The organism is Nitrospirota bacterium (assembly GCA_016212185.1).
GTDB lineage: Bacteria > Nitrospirota > Thermodesulfovibrionia > UBA6902 > DSMQ01 > JACRGX01.
In genome coordinates this window covers 18,476-36,727 of the sequence record JACRGX010000061.1, presented here as the reverse complement: position 1 = coordinate 36,727, position 18,252 = coordinate 18,476, and the positions used below count along the sequence as shown (strand labels likewise).

18 protein-coding genes are annotated in these 18,252 nt (G+C 42.8%); 11 read left to right on the top strand and 7 right to left on the bottom strand.

Annotated elements, in window-relative coordinates; genetic code table 11:
- Nucleotides 1-231: 231 nt before the first annotated feature.
- The 3 genes from pal (at nucleotide 232) to moaA (ending at nucleotide 2,792) form a co-directional block, all read left to right on the top strand.
- Nucleotides 232-798, top strand: coding sequence for a peptidoglycan-associated lipoprotein Pal (gene pal / locus HZA10_07160; GenBank protein MBI5196085.1), 567 nt, complete (start codon nucleotides 232-234; stop codon nucleotides 796-798).
- 63 nt (nucleotides 799-861) lie between these two features.
- Entirely contained in the window at nucleotides 862-1,812 is a 951-nt protein-coding gene (ybgF, locus tag HZA10_07155; GenBank protein ID MBI5196084.1) for a tol-pal system protein YbgF, read from the top strand.
- Nucleotides 1,809-2,792, top strand: a complete 984-nt coding sequence (gene moaA, locus HZA10_07150; GenBank protein MBI5196083.1) for a GTP 3',8-cyclase MoaA — start codon at nucleotides 1,809-1,811, stop codon at nucleotides 2,790-2,792. The genes ybgF and moaA overlap by 4 nt, the downstream gene beginning before the upstream one ends.
- Before the next feature lie 389 nt (nucleotides 2,793-3,181).
- On the opposite strand, the gene mqnB is transcribed toward moaA, so the two are convergent.
- Nucleotides 3,182-3,958: a futalosine hydrolase gene (mqnB, locus tag HZA10_07145; protein MBI5196082.1), complete on the bottom strand. Its 777-nt coding sequence runs from the start codon at nucleotides 3,956-3,958 to the stop codon at nucleotides 3,182-3,184.
- Nucleotides 3,959-3,994: 36 nt separating this feature from the next.
- On the opposite strand from mqnB, the gene HZA10_07140 reads away from it, so the two are divergent.
- Entirely contained in the window at nucleotides 3,995-4,624 is a 630-nt protein-coding gene (locus HZA10_07140; GenBank protein MBI5196081.1) for a hypothetical protein, read from the top strand.
- A 266-nt stretch (nucleotides 4,625-4,890) separates the two neighbouring features.
- Here the strand turns inward: HZA10_07140 and HZA10_07135 are convergent, their stop codons facing one another.
- The 5 genes from HZA10_07135 to HZA10_07115 form a co-directional block, all read right to left on the bottom strand.
- Entirely contained in the window at nucleotides 4,891-5,331 is a 441-nt protein-coding gene (locus HZA10_07135) for a M67 family metallopeptidase (protein MBI5196080.1), read from the bottom strand.
- Nucleotides 5,332-5,423: 92 nt separating this feature from the next.
- Nucleotides 5,424-6,344: a cysteine synthase family protein gene (locus HZA10_07130; protein MBI5196079.1), complete on the bottom strand. Its 921-nt coding sequence runs from the start codon at nucleotides 6,342-6,344 to the stop codon at nucleotides 5,424-5,426.
- Nucleotides 6,345-6,568: 224 nt separating this feature from the next.
- On the bottom strand, nucleotides 6,569-7,513 hold the full coding sequence (gene cysK / locus HZA10_07125; GenBank protein ID MBI5196078.1) for a cysteine synthase A: 945 nt from the start codon (nucleotides 7,511-7,513) through the stop codon (nucleotides 6,569-6,571).
- A gap of 12 nt (nucleotides 7,514-7,525) precedes the next feature.
- Entirely contained in the window at nucleotides 7,526-8,179 is a 654-nt protein-coding gene (locus HZA10_07120) for a YceH family protein (protein ID MBI5196077.1), read from the bottom strand.
- A gap of 68 nt (nucleotides 8,180-8,247) precedes the next feature.
- On the bottom strand, nucleotides 8,248-9,606 hold the full coding sequence (locus HZA10_07115) for a hypothetical protein (protein ID MBI5196076.1): 1,359 nt from the start codon (nucleotides 9,604-9,606) through the stop codon (nucleotides 8,248-8,250).
- 353 nt (nucleotides 9,607-9,959) lie between these two features.
- Between HZA10_07115 and HZA10_07110 the strand changes: the two genes are divergently transcribed.
- The 3 genes from HZA10_07110 (at nucleotide 9,960) to HZA10_07100 (ending at nucleotide 14,230) form a co-directional block, all read left to right on the top strand.
- Nucleotides 9,960-10,298, top strand: coding sequence for a hypothetical protein (locus HZA10_07110; GenBank protein ID MBI5196075.1), 339 nt, complete (start codon nucleotides 9,960-9,962; stop codon nucleotides 10,296-10,298).
- 403 nt (nucleotides 10,299-10,701) lie between these two features.
- Nucleotides 10,702-12,807 carry a hypothetical protein gene (locus HZA10_07105; GenBank protein ID MBI5196074.1) on the top strand — a complete coding sequence of 702 codons (2,106 nt, stop codon included), beginning with the start codon at nucleotides 10,702-10,704 and terminating at the stop codon, nucleotides 12,805-12,807.
- Nucleotides 12,808-13,018: 211 nt separating this feature from the next.
- The gene (locus tag HZA10_07100; GenBank protein ID MBI5196073.1) at nucleotides 13,019-14,230 is read left to right on the top strand and encodes a 4Fe-4S binding protein; all 1,212 of its coding nucleotides are present in this window, start codon (nucleotides 13,019-13,021) and stop codon (nucleotides 14,228-14,230) included.
- Between the two features lie 46 nt (nucleotides 14,231-14,276).
- Here HZA10_07100 and HZA10_07095 read toward each other — a convergent pair whose 3' ends face one another.
- Nucleotides 14,277-14,495 carry an AbrB/MazE/SpoVT family DNA-binding domain-containing protein gene (locus HZA10_07095; GenBank protein MBI5196072.1) on the bottom strand — a complete coding sequence of 73 codons (219 nt, stop codon included), beginning with the start codon at nucleotides 14,493-14,495 and terminating at the stop codon, nucleotides 14,277-14,279.
- Between the two features lie 370 nt (nucleotides 14,496-14,865).
- Here HZA10_07095 and HZA10_07090 point away from each other — a divergent pair, with 370 nt between their 5' ends.
- The 4 genes from HZA10_07090 to amrB all read left to right on the top strand — a co-directional run bounded on the left by HZA10_07090 (nucleotide 14,866) and on the right by amrB (nucleotide 18,250).
- Nucleotides 14,866-15,075, top strand: a complete 210-nt coding sequence (locus HZA10_07090) for an addiction module protein (GenBank protein MBI5196071.1) — start codon at nucleotides 14,866-14,868, stop codon at nucleotides 15,073-15,075.
- Nucleotides 15,076-15,431: 356 nt separating this feature from the next.
- On the top strand, nucleotides 15,432-16,406 hold the full coding sequence (amrS, locus tag HZA10_07085; GenBank protein MBI5196070.1) for an AmmeMemoRadiSam system radical SAM enzyme: 975 nt from the start codon (nucleotides 15,432-15,434) through the stop codon (nucleotides 16,404-16,406).
- Nucleotides 16,403-16,681, top strand: a complete 279-nt coding sequence (locus tag HZA10_07080; protein ID MBI5196069.1) for a hypothetical protein — start codon at nucleotides 16,403-16,405, stop codon at nucleotides 16,679-16,681. The genes amrS and HZA10_07080 overlap by 4 nt, the downstream gene beginning before the upstream one ends.
- 117 nt (nucleotides 16,682-16,798) lie before the next feature.
- On the top strand, nucleotides 16,799-18,250 hold the full coding sequence (gene amrB, locus HZA10_07075) for an AmmeMemoRadiSam system protein B (protein ID MBI5196068.1): 1,452 nt from the start codon (nucleotides 16,799-16,801) through the stop codon (nucleotides 18,248-18,250).
- The last annotated feature ends 2 nt before the right edge of the window (nucleotides 18,251-18,252 follow it).

The following is an 18,252-nucleotide window of genomic DNA, read 5'->3' as shown; positions in this document are numbered from 1 at the left end:
CCTAAAGTCTCCCCTCCCTTGACGGGAGGGGATGAAGGGGAGGGTGGAAACAGCATTTTAATCACCCCCACCCTCGCCCTCCCCCGTCAAGGGGGAGGGAAGTATAAGGACACCCCACAGTCCCGAAGGCTTTCGGGATGGGGTATTGAAAATTTAATACGAGTTAAAAGCAGAAAGGAGCGGCATATGCAATGGGAACAAAACATTAAAATTTTTTTTGTATTCCTGCTGATGCTTACAGTAATAGGCTGTGCGAAAAAATATGAGGTTCAACCGACTGAAGAGCCTGTTAAGGCCTCAGAGGAAAAGAAAGAAAGACTGAAAGAGGTTTCAGAGGAAAAAATTTTGCAAAAACCCGCAGAGATTCAAAGGGAAATTGCTGAAGAAGAACTGTCAGGAAAGGGGCAAAAGCCTAAGGAATCCGCCATACAGTCAAAAGAGTCTGCCGCACAGGTAAAAACAGAATTTGTTTTCAAAGATATTCTTTTTGACTTTGACAAATATGACATAAAAGAAGACGCAAGACCTGCGCTGGACTCTGCCGCGACATGGCTGAAGAATAATAAAGGGGTCAAAATAATAATAGAAGGCCACTGCGACGAAAGGGGAACCAACGAATACAACCTTGCACTTGGAGAAAAAAGGGCCAATGCAGCAAGGGACTATCTTACCGCAAGCGGAATTGCATCGGAAAAAATAAAGACGATAAGCTATGGCGAAGAAAAGCCTATATGCGCAGAACAAACAGAAGACTGCTTCCAGAAAAACAGGAGGGCGAATTTTGCTGTCGGGAAATGAGAAAGACCGTGATGCGTAATGCGTGATGGGCAAAAAATTAAGATTAAGAATAGGAAAAGGTAAATGAGAAATAAAAAATACTGTTCACTGTTCACTGTTCACTGTTCACTGCTTTTTGCTTTTATTTTTATCGCCGGCTGCGCCACATCTCAGGATGTGGACAAGATCCAGTACAATCTTAATGAACTCCGGAATGAAGTTGTAAAGATAAAACAAAAATCCCAGGCAATAGAAACCCAGATCCCTATAAGCGATGAAAAGCTTTTAGGCAAAGTGCAGGAATTGGCAGATGAGCAAAAAGCTGCGGGCAAGGCGCTGTCAGACCTTATGCTGAAGATGCAGACGCTTTCAACCGAGGTGCAGGTGCTTATGGGCCGCTTTGAAGAGGCAAAATATTCTTCGGAAAAGACTGCGAAAGATATGACAACCGGCAAAGAGTCGCTTCTCATACAGGTAAAAGAACTGGAACTATCACTGAGCGACCTGAAAAAAAGAATCTCCGCATTGGAATCTGAAAACATTGCCCTCAAAAAACAGAAGGAGGAAGCCAGAAAATCAGAAAATTTAAAACAGGAGGAGATACCGGCCGAACCTGTAAAAAGCGAAAAACCAGCAAAGATACCCGTTAAAGATGCATATGCAGATGCCTACGAAATATATTCCTCGGGCAGGATAAAAGAGGCGCGGGAAAAATTCACAGCGATGCTCAAAGATTACCCTGAAAACGAATACTCAGACAATGCCCGTTTCTGGATTGCGGAAAGTTATTACAGAAGCAAGGAATACCGGGATGCCATTCTTGCATACGAAGAGCTTCTGGAAAAAAATCCTGAAAGCAATAAAGTGCCGGAGGCGCTTCTTAAGGAGGGCCTTGCATTTTATGCCATTAATGACGATAAAATTGGAAGGACCACGCTTGAGAAGCTCATTGAGAAATTCCCCGACTCAAAAGAGGCAAAAACTGCACAGAAAAAAATTGACGAACCCCAGCCTATAAAAAAGAAGAAAAATTGAACGACCCGTTTGGAAGAACCATAGACTACCTGAGAATATCCGTCACCGACAGATGCAATCTCAGGTGCATCTACTGTATGTCCGCAGAAGGAGTAAAATCCATTGCGCATAAGAACATCCTTGCATATGAAGAGATTATAAGAATAGTCAGGATTGCGTCATCGCTGGGCGTCAAAAAAGTGAGAATCACAGGCGGCGAGCCGCTTGCAAGGAAAAACATCACTTATCTTATTTCCTCGCTTCATGCCCTTGACGGCATTGAAGACATCAGCCTTACAACCAATGGACTGCTCCTTGAAAAATATGCGGATGAAATTGCAGGAGCCGGGCTCAGGCGGGTAAATGTCAGCCTTGATTCGCTTAAACCTGAAAGATACAGGGAAATAACAAGGGGCGGGGACATTAATAACGTGCTCAGGGGAATTGAGCGCGCTGAAAATGCCGGGCTTACCCCTGTAAAAATAAACATGGTGGCAATCAGAGGCTTTAATAACGACGAGATAGAAGCCTTTGCAAAGTTAACACTGAAAAAATCCTATCAGGTGCGTTTTATAGAATTTATGCCTATCGGCGCCAGAGAAATATGGAGCCCGGAAAAATATATTCCGATAAATGAGATAAAATCCATTGTGGAAAAGGTAGGCGCGCTTACTCCGGTAAAAATAAGAAAATCCGGGCCTGCAAGATATTTCAGGTTTGAGGGCGCAGCAGGCGTCGTAGGCTTTATAAATGCCATCTCCCATCAGTTTTGTGACGAATGCAACCGTCTCCGCCTTACTGCCGACGGCAAGCTCAGACCCTGCCTTTTTTCAGAGACAGAGATTGATTTAAAGGCGCCGCTCAGAAGCGGCGCGCCGGACTCTGAGATTGAACGGCTCATAAAACTTGCCATAGAAATAAAGCCCGAAGGGCATGATATTGCCTGCAGCAGCCGTATAGACATCAAAACATTAAGACCCATGTCAAAAATCGGGGGATGATTTAGCATAATGCCTGCGTATAACCATGCAGGTATAGATATCTTCAAAATCTTTAGAACGCAACGATAATAATTACAAGTCATGTTGCAAACTTTAGAGTTTTCTCTTTAAACCGACATCTCCAAAAGGCAACATGACATTCTGCGGTGTTGCTCTAAAGCTTTTTCAGACACCTATACCTGCGTTCAGCTCTATGCATTGGTCAGCAGGGATGGATGCCTGAAGAATTTCAGGGCAGTACATTAAAGTCATGCTGCCTTTATAAACGGCTTTGCGGAAAAACTTTGAAAATTTGCAGCATGACATTGAAAAATCTTTACTGCTTTCCTGAAATTTTGAAGGTATTCGTCCCTGCGTATAACCATGCAAGGATACATGCCTTTGTTCTGCTAAAGCCCGGCAATTATCTCCAGCACTGTATCCTGACAATTTTCAGAGGCGAGTTTTAGGTTCCACTTTCTCTTATCATGCACGCCGGCAATATTGCTTATCCCCCTGATTTCAAGCATGGGAATCTTGTACATTGCGCAGACATGGGCAATGGCAGCGCCTTCCATGTTTTCGCAAATAGCATTAAACCGTTTTTCAAGCTCAATGGCTCTTTTATGCGTGCCTGTCACAGACGACAGCGTGAGGAAATTGCCTAACTTCACCCTCCCCCACCCCCCTTCCCGACACATCGGGAGAGGGGGCAGTGGGGAGGGACGTGATGCGTGATGCGTAATGCGTAAAATATTTATAGTTATTTTAAGAAATTTTTTGTCCAATGGAAATTCATTGAAATATTTTTTCTTCCCGACTTGCGCAACCGGAATCCCGATTGCTCTCAAATCCTTCCAGCCGCCTGGAGACATTACTCCTTCATCCCCGTAAATTTCCTTTGACGCAACTGCAATATCTCCAACCGCAAGCACTGAGTGCGGATAAGCTCCGCCCGCGCCTGAATTGATAACGCACTTCAGCGGATAATGCTCAATAAGGGCAGTTACAGCGTGTGCGGCATTAACCTTCCCGATGCCTGTGTTCATAAGTAAGATATCATGCCCTGCAATTCTGCCCTTAGAAACAACCTTTCCTGCCATCCTGAATTTACGGATATTTTTCAGGCATGAGAGAATTATATTTGATTCAAAAGGCACTGATGTTAAAATAGCAAGGGCGTTCATGTTAGAATTATTATACAAAAAAGGAGGATGAATTTTATGGCTGAACTTGGACAGGTTGAAAAACCGGCTGTTGAAAACTTTAAAGAAAAGCGAAAACTGTATTGTGTGCCGAACATATATATAGTTAAAGACGCACCGGAGGATTATAAAGAGCTTGTAAATAAATACTGGGATGAGGCAACGGCGCAGGCTGAAAAACTTGAGGCGGCAGGAAAAATTAAAAAGATATTTTGCGAAAGCGTACATGTTCAGGGGGATGACGCCCTTAAAACATTATCTGAGATTAATGAACAGACCGCCAGACTTATTAAGAAAAAGGTTGATGAAGGCGCTGAGCTTTTTCCGGTTGAGAGCAAAGAGGTCTTCGGGCCGTTTCTGGACTGGGCAAATTGCCTGAATGTAGTGCGGACTCAGGAGGTTTTTTCAAAAATCTTTGAGTTTTATACGGAATTTTCAAACAAACGGCTGACACATATTTTGGGCGTTATAAATACCAACCTTGCAGACGGCGAGGCAGGAATGCTCATCATGCGTGATGAAGACCGTGTAAAACTGCAGTTTCCGGCTGATATAGAGATATTCCTTGTAACACCTCCGTCTTATGACGATATCCTCAGATGGTTCAGAAAAAAAATGAAAGACATGCAATCAAATCCTGCAGAATAATGGCGAATTTGTGACCTGAATCACAGGAATCTATCTCGTTTAGCGATAAGATAATATCAACACCCCCCATTACCTCTTGGATACTGCGGCAGATAGCCGCAGTATCCACTTTTTTTTAATGCGGCTTACCACAGAGTTCACTGAGAAAGATAAATTCTTCCGCAGGGTTCGCAGAAAATAGAGATTAAAGAATAAACTTTTTAAAAAATCTGTGTTAATCTGTGTAATCTGTGGCTAAAAATTATCATTATTTGTATTCTCTGCGGTTAATTGAGTTCCTTTTCAGCAAAACCCTGTCCGTCCCATTTAAAGCACTTCATATCATGAATTTTTTTGTTTTTCACGGAGATTACCACATGCAGGGCGCCGGGGAATTCAGGCTCTCCAAAGACAGTCTGGGCAGCGGCATCGTCTTCAGAAAAATACGATTCATGTTCAGGATGAGAATGATAAAAGGCAATAACTTCTTTGCCCTGTTCCTTTGCAGAGGACACAATTCGTTCAAACTCTTTTCTGTCAATAAGATATGCGGTGCGCGCATCCCTCGGATGTCTCACAGGGTCTTCTGCATGAAGCCTGTTCTGGATATTTTCGCAAAGGTGGACTGTCTGATTGTCCCTGTCTCCTGTCACAATTCCGCAGCACTCGTTAGGGTATGTCTCAATGGCATGGTTAAAAATTTGTTCAATGATAGATTTGTTTAACATAATTCAAATAGTTCAAGCAGTTTAAACCGTTCAACGCCGTTTAAAATCGTTTTAACCCCTTTTAAACAATGTTAAACAGTTTGAACAATATTTTATATCTCATGACTCAAATATCTGTCGCCGCCGTCAGGGAATATGGTAACTATTATCCCCTTATCTATCTTTTTTGCAATGCGCAGCGCACCGACAAGAGCGGCGCCGGAGGAGTGCCCGACAGGCAGCCCCTCAATTGTAATTATCTTCCTGACTATATCATATGCCTCATCCGTATTTACATAAATCGTCTCATCAGGAAAACCGGAATCATAAATTCCGGGCACTATGGAGTTTTTCATATATTTAAGCCCTTCTATTCCGTGCATTGCATCGTCAGGTTCAACTGCAATAACCTGAATATCAGGATTAGATTCCTTCAATGCCTTTCCTGTCCCCATAATGGTCCCTGTTGTTCCAAGTCCTGCAATAAAATGTGTAACCCTGCCCTTTGTCTGCTCAAGAATTTCAGGGCCTGTCGTAAGGTAATGCGCCTTCCAGTTTGAGGGATTGTTATACTGGTCAGGCATGTAATATCTGTCAGTCTCCTGATTGTAAATCTCCCTCGCAAGCCTGATAGCGCCGTCAGAGCCTTCAAAAGGACTTGAATAGACAATCTCCGCCCCAAATCCCATTATTATTTTTTTCCGCTCAACACTTGCATTTTTAGGGAGAATAATCCTCGCCCTGTATCCCTTTACCGCGGCAATCATGGCATATGCTATTCCCGTATTGCCTGAAGTTGAATCAATAATAATTTTGTCTCTTGTCAGGCTGCCGGCATCTTCCGCATCTTTTATCATCTGATACGCCGCACGGTCTTTAACAGAGCCGCCGGGATTGTAACTTTCAAGTTTTGCGTAAATTTTCACATTCCTGTTTAATCCAGCAGTGATTCTATTCAGGCATATGAGCGGCGTCCTGCCTATTGTGCCGAGGATGTCAGGGCTGACTGTATTAATAATATTATTTTGTTTCATGTCACATTTTAATAAACCACTCCGCAACAAGCCGCGGGGCATCCCGAAATCTCCCCTCCCTTGACGGGAGGGGATGTAGGGGAGGGTGAAAATAACATCTTATCACCCCCACCCTTACCCTCCCCCGTCAAGGGGGAGGGTTTAGTAGAGACACTGAGAACTAAAGAGTTAAATATCAGATTACGAGAATGAGCGAAAATATTATACCCTGACCATATGACATTTTATAAACCGCTCTCAAAAAGCCTTGTGCTCAGATACCTTTCTCCCGTATCGGGGAAAACAGTCACAACCTTTTTCCCCCTGCCGAGCCTCTCTGAGATTTTCAATGCCGCAAAAAAATTAGCGCCTGATGAAATGCCGCAGAGGATGCCTTCCCTGCGTATCAGGTTCCTTGTTGCCTCATATGCATCTTCATCAGAAACCTGAATAATCTCGTCAATAATATCCTTGTTTAAAACCTCGGGAATAAATCCGGCCCCGATTCCCTGAATTTCATGCAAGCCGGGTTTGCCGCCTGAAATAACAGGACTCTTTGCCGGCTCAACAGCAATAATCCTTACACTCTTTCCAAACTCTTTTCTGAGGACTTCACCTACTCCGGTTATTGTTCCTCCTGTGCCAACGCCTGCCACAAAGGCATCAATGCCCGACATCTGTTCCAAAATTTCAAGCGCCGTGGTTTTTCTATGTGTCTCAGGGTTTAAAGGATTGATAAACTGATGCGGCTGAAAATACCCTTTCCCGTTTGACAACTCCCCTGCCTTTTCAACCGCCCCTGCCATATCCCTGCCGCCTTCGGTAAGTATTAATTCAGCGCCGAATGCCTTTAACATGGTCTTCCTTTCAATGCTCATTGTCTCAGGCATCGTAAGAACAAGTTTGTACCCTTTTGCGGCGCAGACAAACGCCATGCCGATACCGGTATTGCCTGATGTAGGCTCCACAAGAGTGTCTCCGGGTCTGATTTTACCCTGATGCTCTGCGGATTCAACCATTGAACAGCATATTCTGTCCTTAATGGATTTACAGGGATTGAAAAATTCCAGCTTTGCATAAATCTCCGCCGAATCACTGCTGACAAGTTCGTTGATTCTGACCATAGGCGTATTTCCAATGAGTTCTAAAACCGAATCAACAGGCTCTGAATAAAAAAATGTTCTGTTCATTTCCATCCAAGCTTATTCCAGTTGTGATTTCAGGCTGATAAAATCCTGTCTAAGTTCATCCATTTCCCTGCGAAGCAGGGATAAATCATTTTCAAGTTTTGTTATTCTTTCATTTTCATCAGGCGCCGGCGTCTCGCATAAGATGCCCGGCCCAGTTTCATGGATAACAGGCTTGCCGGAAAGCAGGTGCATAAACCGGCATTCTTTGTGTCCGGTCTGGCGGGGTAGTTTAAGCACCAGAGGCTCCTGCCGCCCCATCAGCCCATTGAGAATTGTATCAACCTCCTGTATCCCTTCAAATTTATGCATCCGTTCGGCGCGGTTCCTTATCTCCCCGATGGTTTGAGCGCCGCGCAGCAGCAATTCGCACATAACGGCGAGTTCGGAGTCGGACACGTCAAAAACTTTTTTGAAATTATGCTCATATTTTGGAACACGGCTGTCAGCCTTGTAAATTTTTTCAGCCAGTCTTTTTTTCTGCAGTTCATCCAATACCCGCGCCACAGTGGACTCATCAAATGAAACAATAGGGTCCCGGTTGGATTTTTGGTTGCAGGCATTAATCAACGCATTCAATGTCATAGGATAATAATCAGGAGTAGTTCTCTCCTTTTCAATAAGGCTTCCGAGGATACGAAGCTCAATGTCATTAAGAATAATTCCCATTTTTTAAACCTCCATAAACTATTTCTGTGTTGTCGGTCTTTAATATTAAGTGTCTTTTGTGATTAATTTCAAGAGGAAGATATTATATGCGCTATCTCGCCGGCAAAATCCGACAGGCTCTCATCGCGCGCTCCGAAAACAACGTATGTACGGTATTGCTGAAGTCCCTTTAAAACATCCCTCCTGTCTTCAGCAACTTCCGCAGACCTGCCCTGTCTCCTTATGCCGTCTGCAAGGTCCTGGCTTGATATGTCTTTACTTGCAGTGCCTCCGGCATAATAGATAGGAAGAAGAATGAGGCGGTCGGAGCCGCGGAGATTCTTTGCAAAAACATCTATATATTCTTTTTTCATCATCCTCGTTGGCGCAAACCCGTGAGGCTGAAAAATATAACAGATACTTTCACTCAATTGCTTAACTGTGTCCATAAGAGACGCTATCTTATGCGGATTGTGGGCATAGTCATCAATTACAAGCCTATCTCCGTTATTGAGTTTCACATCAAACCGCCTGTCAATCCCCTGAAACTCAGGCAAAAGCCTTGCAACTGCATCCAATGAAATTCCTAACTCTGAAAGCACTGCAATACACGAAAGGGCATTATAGAGATTATATTTGCCTGGAAGCGATAGCCTAAACTCCCTGCCGTTAAGCAAAAAATCCGTACTGAACGGCTTAAATGTAACCGCCTCTGTCCTGTAATGTGAAGGGTTGTCAATAGAAAAAGTGACTGTATTCTTGTCCGTTATCCTCATCAGATTTCCATCATCTGCATTCACCACAATCTTTTCCAGCGTGTTTTTCATGAGCGTCTCAAACATCTCTGAGGTCTTTATAACCGGGTGATGGTCCAGGCCAATGTTTAAAATAATTGAATGATGGGGCTTGTAATTTATAATAGTCCCATCTGATTCACAGGCCTCAATAACAAGATACTCGGAATTACCTGCAAGGAAATTCCCCGGGTTTGAAAATGACTTGAATTGTTTGACCCTGCCGCCGCCGGCAAAATTGGGCTCCATGCCGAGCCTGCTCATCAAAAATGCAAGCAGTCCGGAGGCAGTAGATTTTCCGCTCGTTCCTGAGACGGCAATTGTATTGAAGGACTCAGTTATTTCTGCAAGATACTCAGGGCGCATTTTTACGGGTATCCCGCTTGCCTTTGCCCTTATGGCATCCGGGCGGTCAGATTCTACAGCAGTGCTGAAAACTGCAAAATCAAACGTGTTATCTATGCCGCTGCCGTCCTGAGGCACAATATCAATGCCCATGGAGAGAAATATGCTTTTAAGCGGGTGCTCCGGATGCAGGTCAAACGCCCTGTCTGAGCCTGCGATGATATTACCCTTTTTAGCCATAAAACCGGCTATTGCTGATACACCGCTGCCGGCGATTCCTGAGAAAAATATTTTTAGTTTCTTATCCATAAAGTTTGCGGGCTATTTTAACGCACTTTAAGTTAATAATAACAGTCTAAACAGAAAAGAATAAAGTGTGTAAAATTTCTCAACATATAGTGTAATATAACGCAACATGTCGCTTTTTGTCACACTAACTAAGGCAAAAAACAATCTAATATATTTATAACTTTCCAGATTTTTGGTAATTTTACCTCTAAAACTAAGGTGTTACGGGGTATAATTTATTAAGTCATATAATAAGGTTATAAATGGCACATAAATTGCATATGGATAAGTAGGGTATAAAAAAGGCAAAAAAGGTGGATAGCTGCAAAAAGGTGGATAGCTAAAGAATAACCAAAGGGAAAAGGAGGATTAAGATGCTTGAGATTAACAATAAATTAGAACGGTGCAATATATGCAGGCACGAATATACCTCTACCCATATTGAAGCTACACCCGGCGTTAAGATTTATGTATGCGAAAACTGCCTTGAGGCCGCAAAGTATAATTTTATCTGGATTTGCATGAATTGCGGTAAGGTCTACCTGAGACCCAAATCGTTTGTGATAAAAAACCTCACTGATACTGAATTAAAAAAAGCATATATCCTATGCCAGGACATGCAGATTATCCAGGGTATTGACATGTGTATAACATGCGACCCTGAAGGGGTAGTTAATTACATGAAGCACGTGAAGCCGGTAGCAGAATGCTGAACCATGGCGTCACGTAAAACTGTCAATATGACATAAGCTTTACGGGCCGGATTGAAGCAATATAAATCCGGCTCTCAAACTACCCCCCTCTCCACAAATAGCCGGTACAGATACCTTCTCAACCAACTGTTATCCCAATGCATTAGTCAGCAGGAATAATGCCTGAGAAATTTCAGGGCAGTACATCAGAGTCATGCTGCCTTCTATTCAGTAGTCCTGAGAAAAAACCACAAAATTTGCAGCATGATATTAAAGAATCTTTACTGTTTTCCTGAAATTATGAAGGTATTCGTCCCTGCTGGATAGACACCAGGTACAGGCATCTACAAAATCTTCTGCCAAAACAGCTATTCCCATTTTTCTGATGGCGAATTATAATTGACAAAGGGGAGGCTGTTTAAAAATGCAGGCCGTTGCCATTTTCACAATAGGCTTAACCTCAATACTCATGCAGATAACTGCACTGAGACAGCTACTTTCTGTGTTCTCCGGCAATGAACTTGATATCGGGATAACGCTGTCCGTATGGTTAATTATTACAGGCATAGGAAGCTATGCGGGCCGCAGGCTTAAATCCATACAGGGTTTTGCCCTTTCATTTTTTGCAGTTGCACTTTTTGTGCAGTTAACAGTTCTGTTTATAAGTTTAATCCGACCTTGTTTCTCAATAGGATTCGGAGAAACAATACCCCTCGGCATCACCTTGATTGCCACAGTCATAACGCTCCTCCCTCTCTGCATGGCTGTCGGCATGCAGTTTCCGCTTGCGGTTTCCCACACTCAGGGGAAAACAGCAAAGGTATACGGCATTGAGGCAGCAGGAGCATTTACAGGAGGGATATTATTTGTATTACTGCTGTCAGGCAGAGTAAATGCATTAACGCTTTCCCTGTCAATAAGCATCCTGAACTGTATAATCGCGCTGCTGCTCATAAAAAAACGCTTTTTAATCGCACTGCTGTTAATCCCGCTTGCCCTGTATGCCGGAATCAATAGAATAGATCTGTCGCTGCTGAGCCAATTAAAAGGCCTCCAACTCATTAAAAAAGTGGAATCGCGATACGGAGAGATTGCGGTCTTAAAAATCAGAGAGCAGTTTAATGTCTATTCTTTAGGCAAATTTCAGTTTTCATACCCCGACCCTCAGACAGAAGAGATAAAAGCTCACCTGACGGTGTCAGCTCATCCTTCACAAAATATTCAGGATGTAATTGTAATCGGCGGCTCTCCCTCAGTATTAAGGGAATTTTTAAAATACAGCGCTTCAAGGATTGACTTCATTGAGATAGACCCTGAGATGATAAATGTTTCTTTTGGAATACTCAGTCCGGAGGACAGAAATATACTGAATGATAAAAGGCTCCGGATAATAACAGCAGACGCAAGAAAATTTATTAAGACTCTTCAAAATACCCGGTACGACCTTGTTGTTCTCAACCTGCCTGAACCCTCCACTGCCGGTATTAACAGGTTTTATACTGTTGAGTTTTTCAAAGAAGCTCACAAGGTCCTGCGACAGGGCGGTATGCTTTCCCTGTCTCTTCCCACATCATCGGGCTATGTCGGGAAAAGGATGCAGATTGCAAACGGCTCTGTTTTTAATTCATTAAAAAGCGTCTTTAAAAATGTCAGTGTATCTTCTGAAGAATACGGTATCATGCTTGCCTCGGATAGTTTTATGGACACGAGACCGGAAATGCTTGAAAGCAGGTTCTCCAAAAAAATAATCGGCACAAAATATTTTCATCCTTACATCATAAAAGATGCCTTCTCTCCGTTAAAGGTCAGGGCGCTGGAAGAACGGCTCGGAAAGACGAAGGCTGTAAATAATGATCTGCGTCCCGCCGCTTATCTTTATAACCTGATGCTGTGGGCAGAGGCGCAGAAGATTGATATGCTCATGTCCGTGCCTGAATACGAAAAATGGCTTATAGCGGCGGCAATCATCATGCTCATCACTGCTGTATTTGTTTTGCGTAAAAAAGTTCAGTCAGCGCACTACTCCATTTTTACTACGGGATACTCGGCTATGGCTTTTTCAATAGTGATAATCCTGACTTATCAGTCGGCATTCGGATACATATATGAAATGATAGGCATACTCACAGCGACTTTTATGGCAGGAATTGCGGCAGGCGCATATATTACAAAACATATGAAAAAATCTTTATTCAGGCTGAAGACATGCGAAGTTTTGACTATTTTGCTGTTAATCACTTCTCCGCTTTTTTTTAAAGACGAATTTGTTTTCTATCTGCTCAGTTTTTCAGGCGGGCTGATTGCAGGCGCGGAATTTGTGGCGGCAAATAAATTTTTAGGGGAGATTGGGGGATTATCAAATATTGCCGGAAAACTTTATGCCCTGGACCTTGCAGGGTCATTCTTAGGAGCATTTCTTACGGCAATATTTTTTGTGCCCTTGCTGGGGATTCAAAATACACTCCTGTTTGTGGCATTATTAAAACTATCATCGCTGGCATTGCTCTTTTCCATTAAAGAGGGGATTTAGTATTGTGTTTAAATACAAGGTTCAGAATGGACAACAACGGTATATATGTCTGCAAAACTTTAAGGCAACACATTAGTGTCATGCTGCCTTTTTACACATAGCTCAGGGCAAATACTTAAAAATTTTTGCAGCATGACAGATAATAATCATTGTTGTATTCTTAAAGTTTTAAGGACATGTATGCCGTTGTATAAAACATAAAGAGTCAAACATGAAAAAAATTAGAATAATTCTGCTTCTCACAGCAATCGTCTCACTCATTTTAGGATACCTCCTGCATCCTGAGGAATTCATTGATGAAAGGAAATTTCTCAAAGATATTGCGCCTGACATCACATTTGCCGAAAAAGGCGGCGCTCCCCCTCATTATTTTTCAGATGAAGGCATTGCAGCATTTAATACTTATGACATTATGCCCTCTATCAGAGGATATGCAGGCCCGATAAAAACTCTAATTTCATTAAATAGGGAAGGGAAAATTACAGGGATAAAAATTATCGGACACAGCGAGACAAAAAATTACGTTCATTACATGGAAAGCCCGCAATATCTTAACCGGTTCATAGGCAAAAGCATCAGCGACCCGTTTGAAATTGACAAAGACATTGACGGCATAAGCAGGGCCACTGTAAGCGTTACAGCGCTGGCAAAGTCCATAAAAAACTCCTCAAGAATAATCGCATTAAACGTCTACGGATTAACTGCCGGCGCAGAAGAAGCGGTCATGACGACAGACATTAACTGGATATGGTATTTGTTATTGTTTTTAGCGTCGCTGACTTTCTATTTTGCGGCAAGGCGCTCAAAGAAATTTTTAAAGTCGCGCGACATCACTTTGCTTGCAGGAATAATCATTATTGGTTTATATCTTTCAAGTCCTTTTTCAATTCTGCATGTTTTTAACCTCCTGCTTCTCAGACACTCTTCTGCAATCATCTGGTATGTAACAGCCGGAAGCACAATACTGTCAATAATTATTGCGGGAAGATTCTACTGCGGATGGCTGTGCCCGTTTGGCGCATTGTGCGAATTTGCAGGCAGGCTTCCGTTTAAAAAATGGGAGGTCCCGAAAGAAACTGATGATAAATGGCGCAGATTAAAATATGTCCTGCTTGGGGTGATTATAGCTATTGTTTTTATCAGCAAAAGAATTGATTACGGAAATTATGAAACATATGTAACCCTGTTTTCATTCAGCGGAAATGTTTTTACATGGACGCTGGTTGCCGTGTCGCTTATTGCAAATCTGAAAGTAGAGCGCTTCTGGTGCAGGTATCTGTGCCCTGTTGCGGCATTTACAGGGCTATTTTCAAGAAAGGCTGACGGCTACCCGAGCAGGCATGACTGCCCGATGGGAAATAAACCGTCTCCGCACATATCAGAGTGCATCAGATGCAATAGGTGTTATAAAGGCAGTGAATAGTAAACAGTGGATAGTAATTAGTATGAACAAGTAAAGTAAAAATGTTTTACCAAGACTTCCGTTCCTTGTGAAGATATGCCTTTGCGTATATCCCTTTGCCTGCGCCTGAGAGGTCTTTTCTATAACTTTTAGGCTTAGGCATAATTATAGTAACATCACCTTTCACAATAACAAGAAGCTCATCCTGTCCTTTAAGCTTCATTGCCTCACGCGCCTCTTTGGGAATAACTATTTGGTTCTTTGAGCTAAGCCGCACAGTCTGCATAAAAACACCTCCTTCCCTTGCTTTACTTATATCATATAAAGTAAAGCAAAGTTAATCGTCGGGCGTGGAAACCGCTTTAGGTAGTGTCAAGACTTTTGTGTAAATTCTTTTAACGTGGGGATTGGGGTCGGGGATTGGGGTCAGATCTTGAAATATCATTTTTATTCTGTTTTTATTATCATCTTACTGACAACAGCAGCAATGAACGTCTAAATAATCCGTTGTATCTCTCAACGAATATCCTTTCTGATACAGCCTTATATTTCAAGACCTAACCCGTACAACCCAACTCGCAGGATTCTTATAATTAAGTTTGTAAATTTATGCTATAATTTATCAGAACATAAAAGATATTTGGGAGGTAAAAATTATGTCGCCAACAAAAGAAATAATATCAAAAGCATTGCACCTTAAACCAGCGGAAAAATCCATAGTGATTGAAGCCTTAATGAAAAGCCTGGATGTTCCAGACCCTGAAATTGAAAAAATTTGGGCAGAGGAAGCAGAGAAAAGACTGAAAGCCTATAAAGCCGGGAAATTAAAAACTGTTTCTTTTAATGATATGTTTGCGAAAAAATAATCGCACATGAACAACGAAAGGAAATTTAAGCTTTTAACATATTTTTCGGCAATTCTCATAGCCCTGACGCTCTCTTATAACATTCTTCAGGAGTATCTAATGCCAGGGATAGAAGGCTATCTTGAGCGAAAGGTTTATTATGAGAATGTGATTTCTCAAAAAGGGCTGAGCCTGCATAAGGGGATGTACTGGCGGGAGAAGGAATAGACCGGTCCTTGCCACAATATTATTGCAAAATTATCAATTATCATTTCAAATTGCAAATTTTAAAATGCTAACTTTGCAATGATAAATTTACAATGAATATTTTTCCTGTGTCCTCTGTGGTTAATAGCCTTTTTAAGTTATAATTAAGCATGAGCAAGAAGGTGCTGTGCGAGCTTTGCCCCACGGAATGCCTGCTTGAGGATTATCAGGTTGGCGGATGCAGGGCAAGGATTAACAAAGGCGGCGTCCTTTACAGCCTTGTGTACGGAAAGCCGTGTTCAGTCGCCATTGACCCCATTGAGAAAAAGCCGTTTTATCACTTCCTTCCCGCAACAACGGCATTTTCAATTGCAACTGCAGGCTGTGTGCTCGGATGCAAGTTCTGCCAGAACTGGCAGATATCTCAGGCAAAGCCTGAAGACGCCGATAACCTTGACCTGCCTCCTGACGAAGTCGTAAGGCAGGCAATGTTCAACAACTGCAGGACCATAACCTACACCTACACTGAGCCGACTGTATTTTATGAATACATGTTTGATACTGCTAAAATCGCCCGGAATTTTAATGTGAAAAACACTATGCACACATGCGGTTATATTAATGAAAAACCGCTGAGGGAGCTTTCAAAATATATGGATGCGGCAGACGTGGACCTGAAGGCATTTACAGAGGATTTTTACAACAGGATATGCGGGGGAATGCTGAAACCCGTGCTGGATACTCTTGTAACGCTTAGACGGGAAGGTGTATGGCTTGAGATTACCAATCTCGTTATCCCTACTCTTAATGATGATGTAAAAACTATAACGGAGATGTGCAGGTGGATTGTTAAAAACCTCGGCGCCGACATCCCGATACACTTTTCAAGGTTTTTCCCGTATTATAAATTAACCAATCTGCCCCCTACACCTGTTGAGACGCTGAGGGATGCGCACTCAGCGGCAATGGATGCAGGGCTCAGATACGTTTATATCGGCAATATGCGGAGCGATGCTGAGAACACATACTGTCATCACTGCAAACAGCTTCTGATTGCGAGAATCGGTTATGCAGTTATGCGGAATAATATTTCCGGAGGCAGGTGCAGATTCTGCGGTGCTGTCATTCCGGGGGTATGGGGATGAGGGATAGCAATAATTTTAGAGAAATGGCGAATATCGCAGGGTATCCTAAAGTCTCCCCTCCCTTGACGGGAGGGGATGAAGGGGAGGGTGGAAACAGCATCTTAATCACCCCCACCCTCGCCCTCCCCCGTCAAGGTGGAGGGAAGTATAAGGAAACCCCACGGTCCCGAAGACTTTCGGAATTGGGTATTGAAAACTTAATAAATTTTTGCATTCTAAAATTTTTGAGGGAATTTATGTCTGCTTCAGAAAAGGTTTGGGGGTTAATATCATGACAAGGAGAGATTTTTTAGGTTTCTTTCTTTTAGGCGGGCTCGTCAGCCTTTTTTATAAAAAGATTAAACCCGCTGTAAAATCCGAACCCAAGAAAGCTATGTTCTGGAGGAATACAGATGAGACTTAGTAAGTTCACAGTAAACAGTTCACTGTTCACCGTTCACTGTTTACTGTTCACTGTCTGCTGTTTGCTGTTCATTGTTTCCGGATGTGAGGGAAAGGTAAAAGAACCATCTGTTGCAGGGGCCTTTTATCCGGCTGATGCCAAGACCCTGAAGGAAATGGTTGACGGCTTTCTTTCAGCGGCTGAATACAAACCAGTTGACGGCAGGCTAATCGCGCTCATATCCCCGCATGCAGGGTATGAGTTTTCAGGGCATGTCGCCGCCTACTCTTACAGGCATTTAAAAGAACGTGATGTTGATACAGTCATTCTCATAGGCCCAAGCCATTACAGTACCTTTACAGGCGCGTCCGTATATACCAAAGGCAGTATGAAGACGCCTCTCGGGAAAATAGCGATTAATAAAAAAATCGCAAAATCCCTGATAAACGAAAAGGCAAATGTCGCCTTTTACCCTGCTGCCTTTGAAAAAGAACATTCGCTTGAGGTGCAGATGCCATTTCTTCAGCAGTCATTGAAAAATTTCAGCATCGTCCCCATTCTTATCGGCTCGCCGACAAGGGAGTCTTTTCAATTCCTTACGGAAAAGCTGACAGAAATACTCAGGAAAAATGAAAAGGCAATAATCATTGCAAGCACTGACCTTTCTCATTACCATGACTATGAAACCGCTGTCAATATGGATAGCAAAACCATTGACGCAATAAGCAGGTTGTCCACAGAAGAGGTTGAGAGGCTTATGGCAAGCGGTCAGGGAGAGATGTGCGGAGGATTTCCCGTGATGTTCACCATGGCGGTTGCAAGGGCATTAGGCGCCACGAACGGCGTTGTTTATAAATACGCAAACTCAGGAGATGTGACTAATGATAAAAACCGGGTCGTAGGATATTCTGCAATGGGTTTGTACATGAGCACGCTTACAGAGGCGCAAAAAAAAGAGATCCTTTCACTTGCCAAAAATACAATTCTCCATTATGTCAAACACAACGAAGTCTTGCAGGCTGAAACAAAAGACCCGAGGCTGATGGCAAACGGAGCCACCTTTGTCACTATAAACAGGCAGGGCAATCTCCGCGGCTGTATAGGCAATATTCAGCCCTTCATGCCCCTGTATCAGTCTGTAATCAGAAATGCGGTATCGGCGGCATCAAAAGATTACAGGTTCTCGCCTGTGAGAGCAGAGGAATTAAATGATATGGAAGTGGAGGTAACCGTGCTCTCGCCGCTTGTAGCTTTACAAAATATTAAAGATATAAAAATTGGCGTTCACGGGCTGTTTATTGTCAGCGGAGAAAATTCAGGCATACTGCTTCCGCAGGTCGCAACGGAATATAAATGGGATGTAAACGCATTCCTTGAAAATGTCTCGCTTAAGGCAGGGCTTCCGAAAGATGCGTGGAAAAATTCGCAGCTTTATACTTTCACGGCGGATATAATAAAATAACT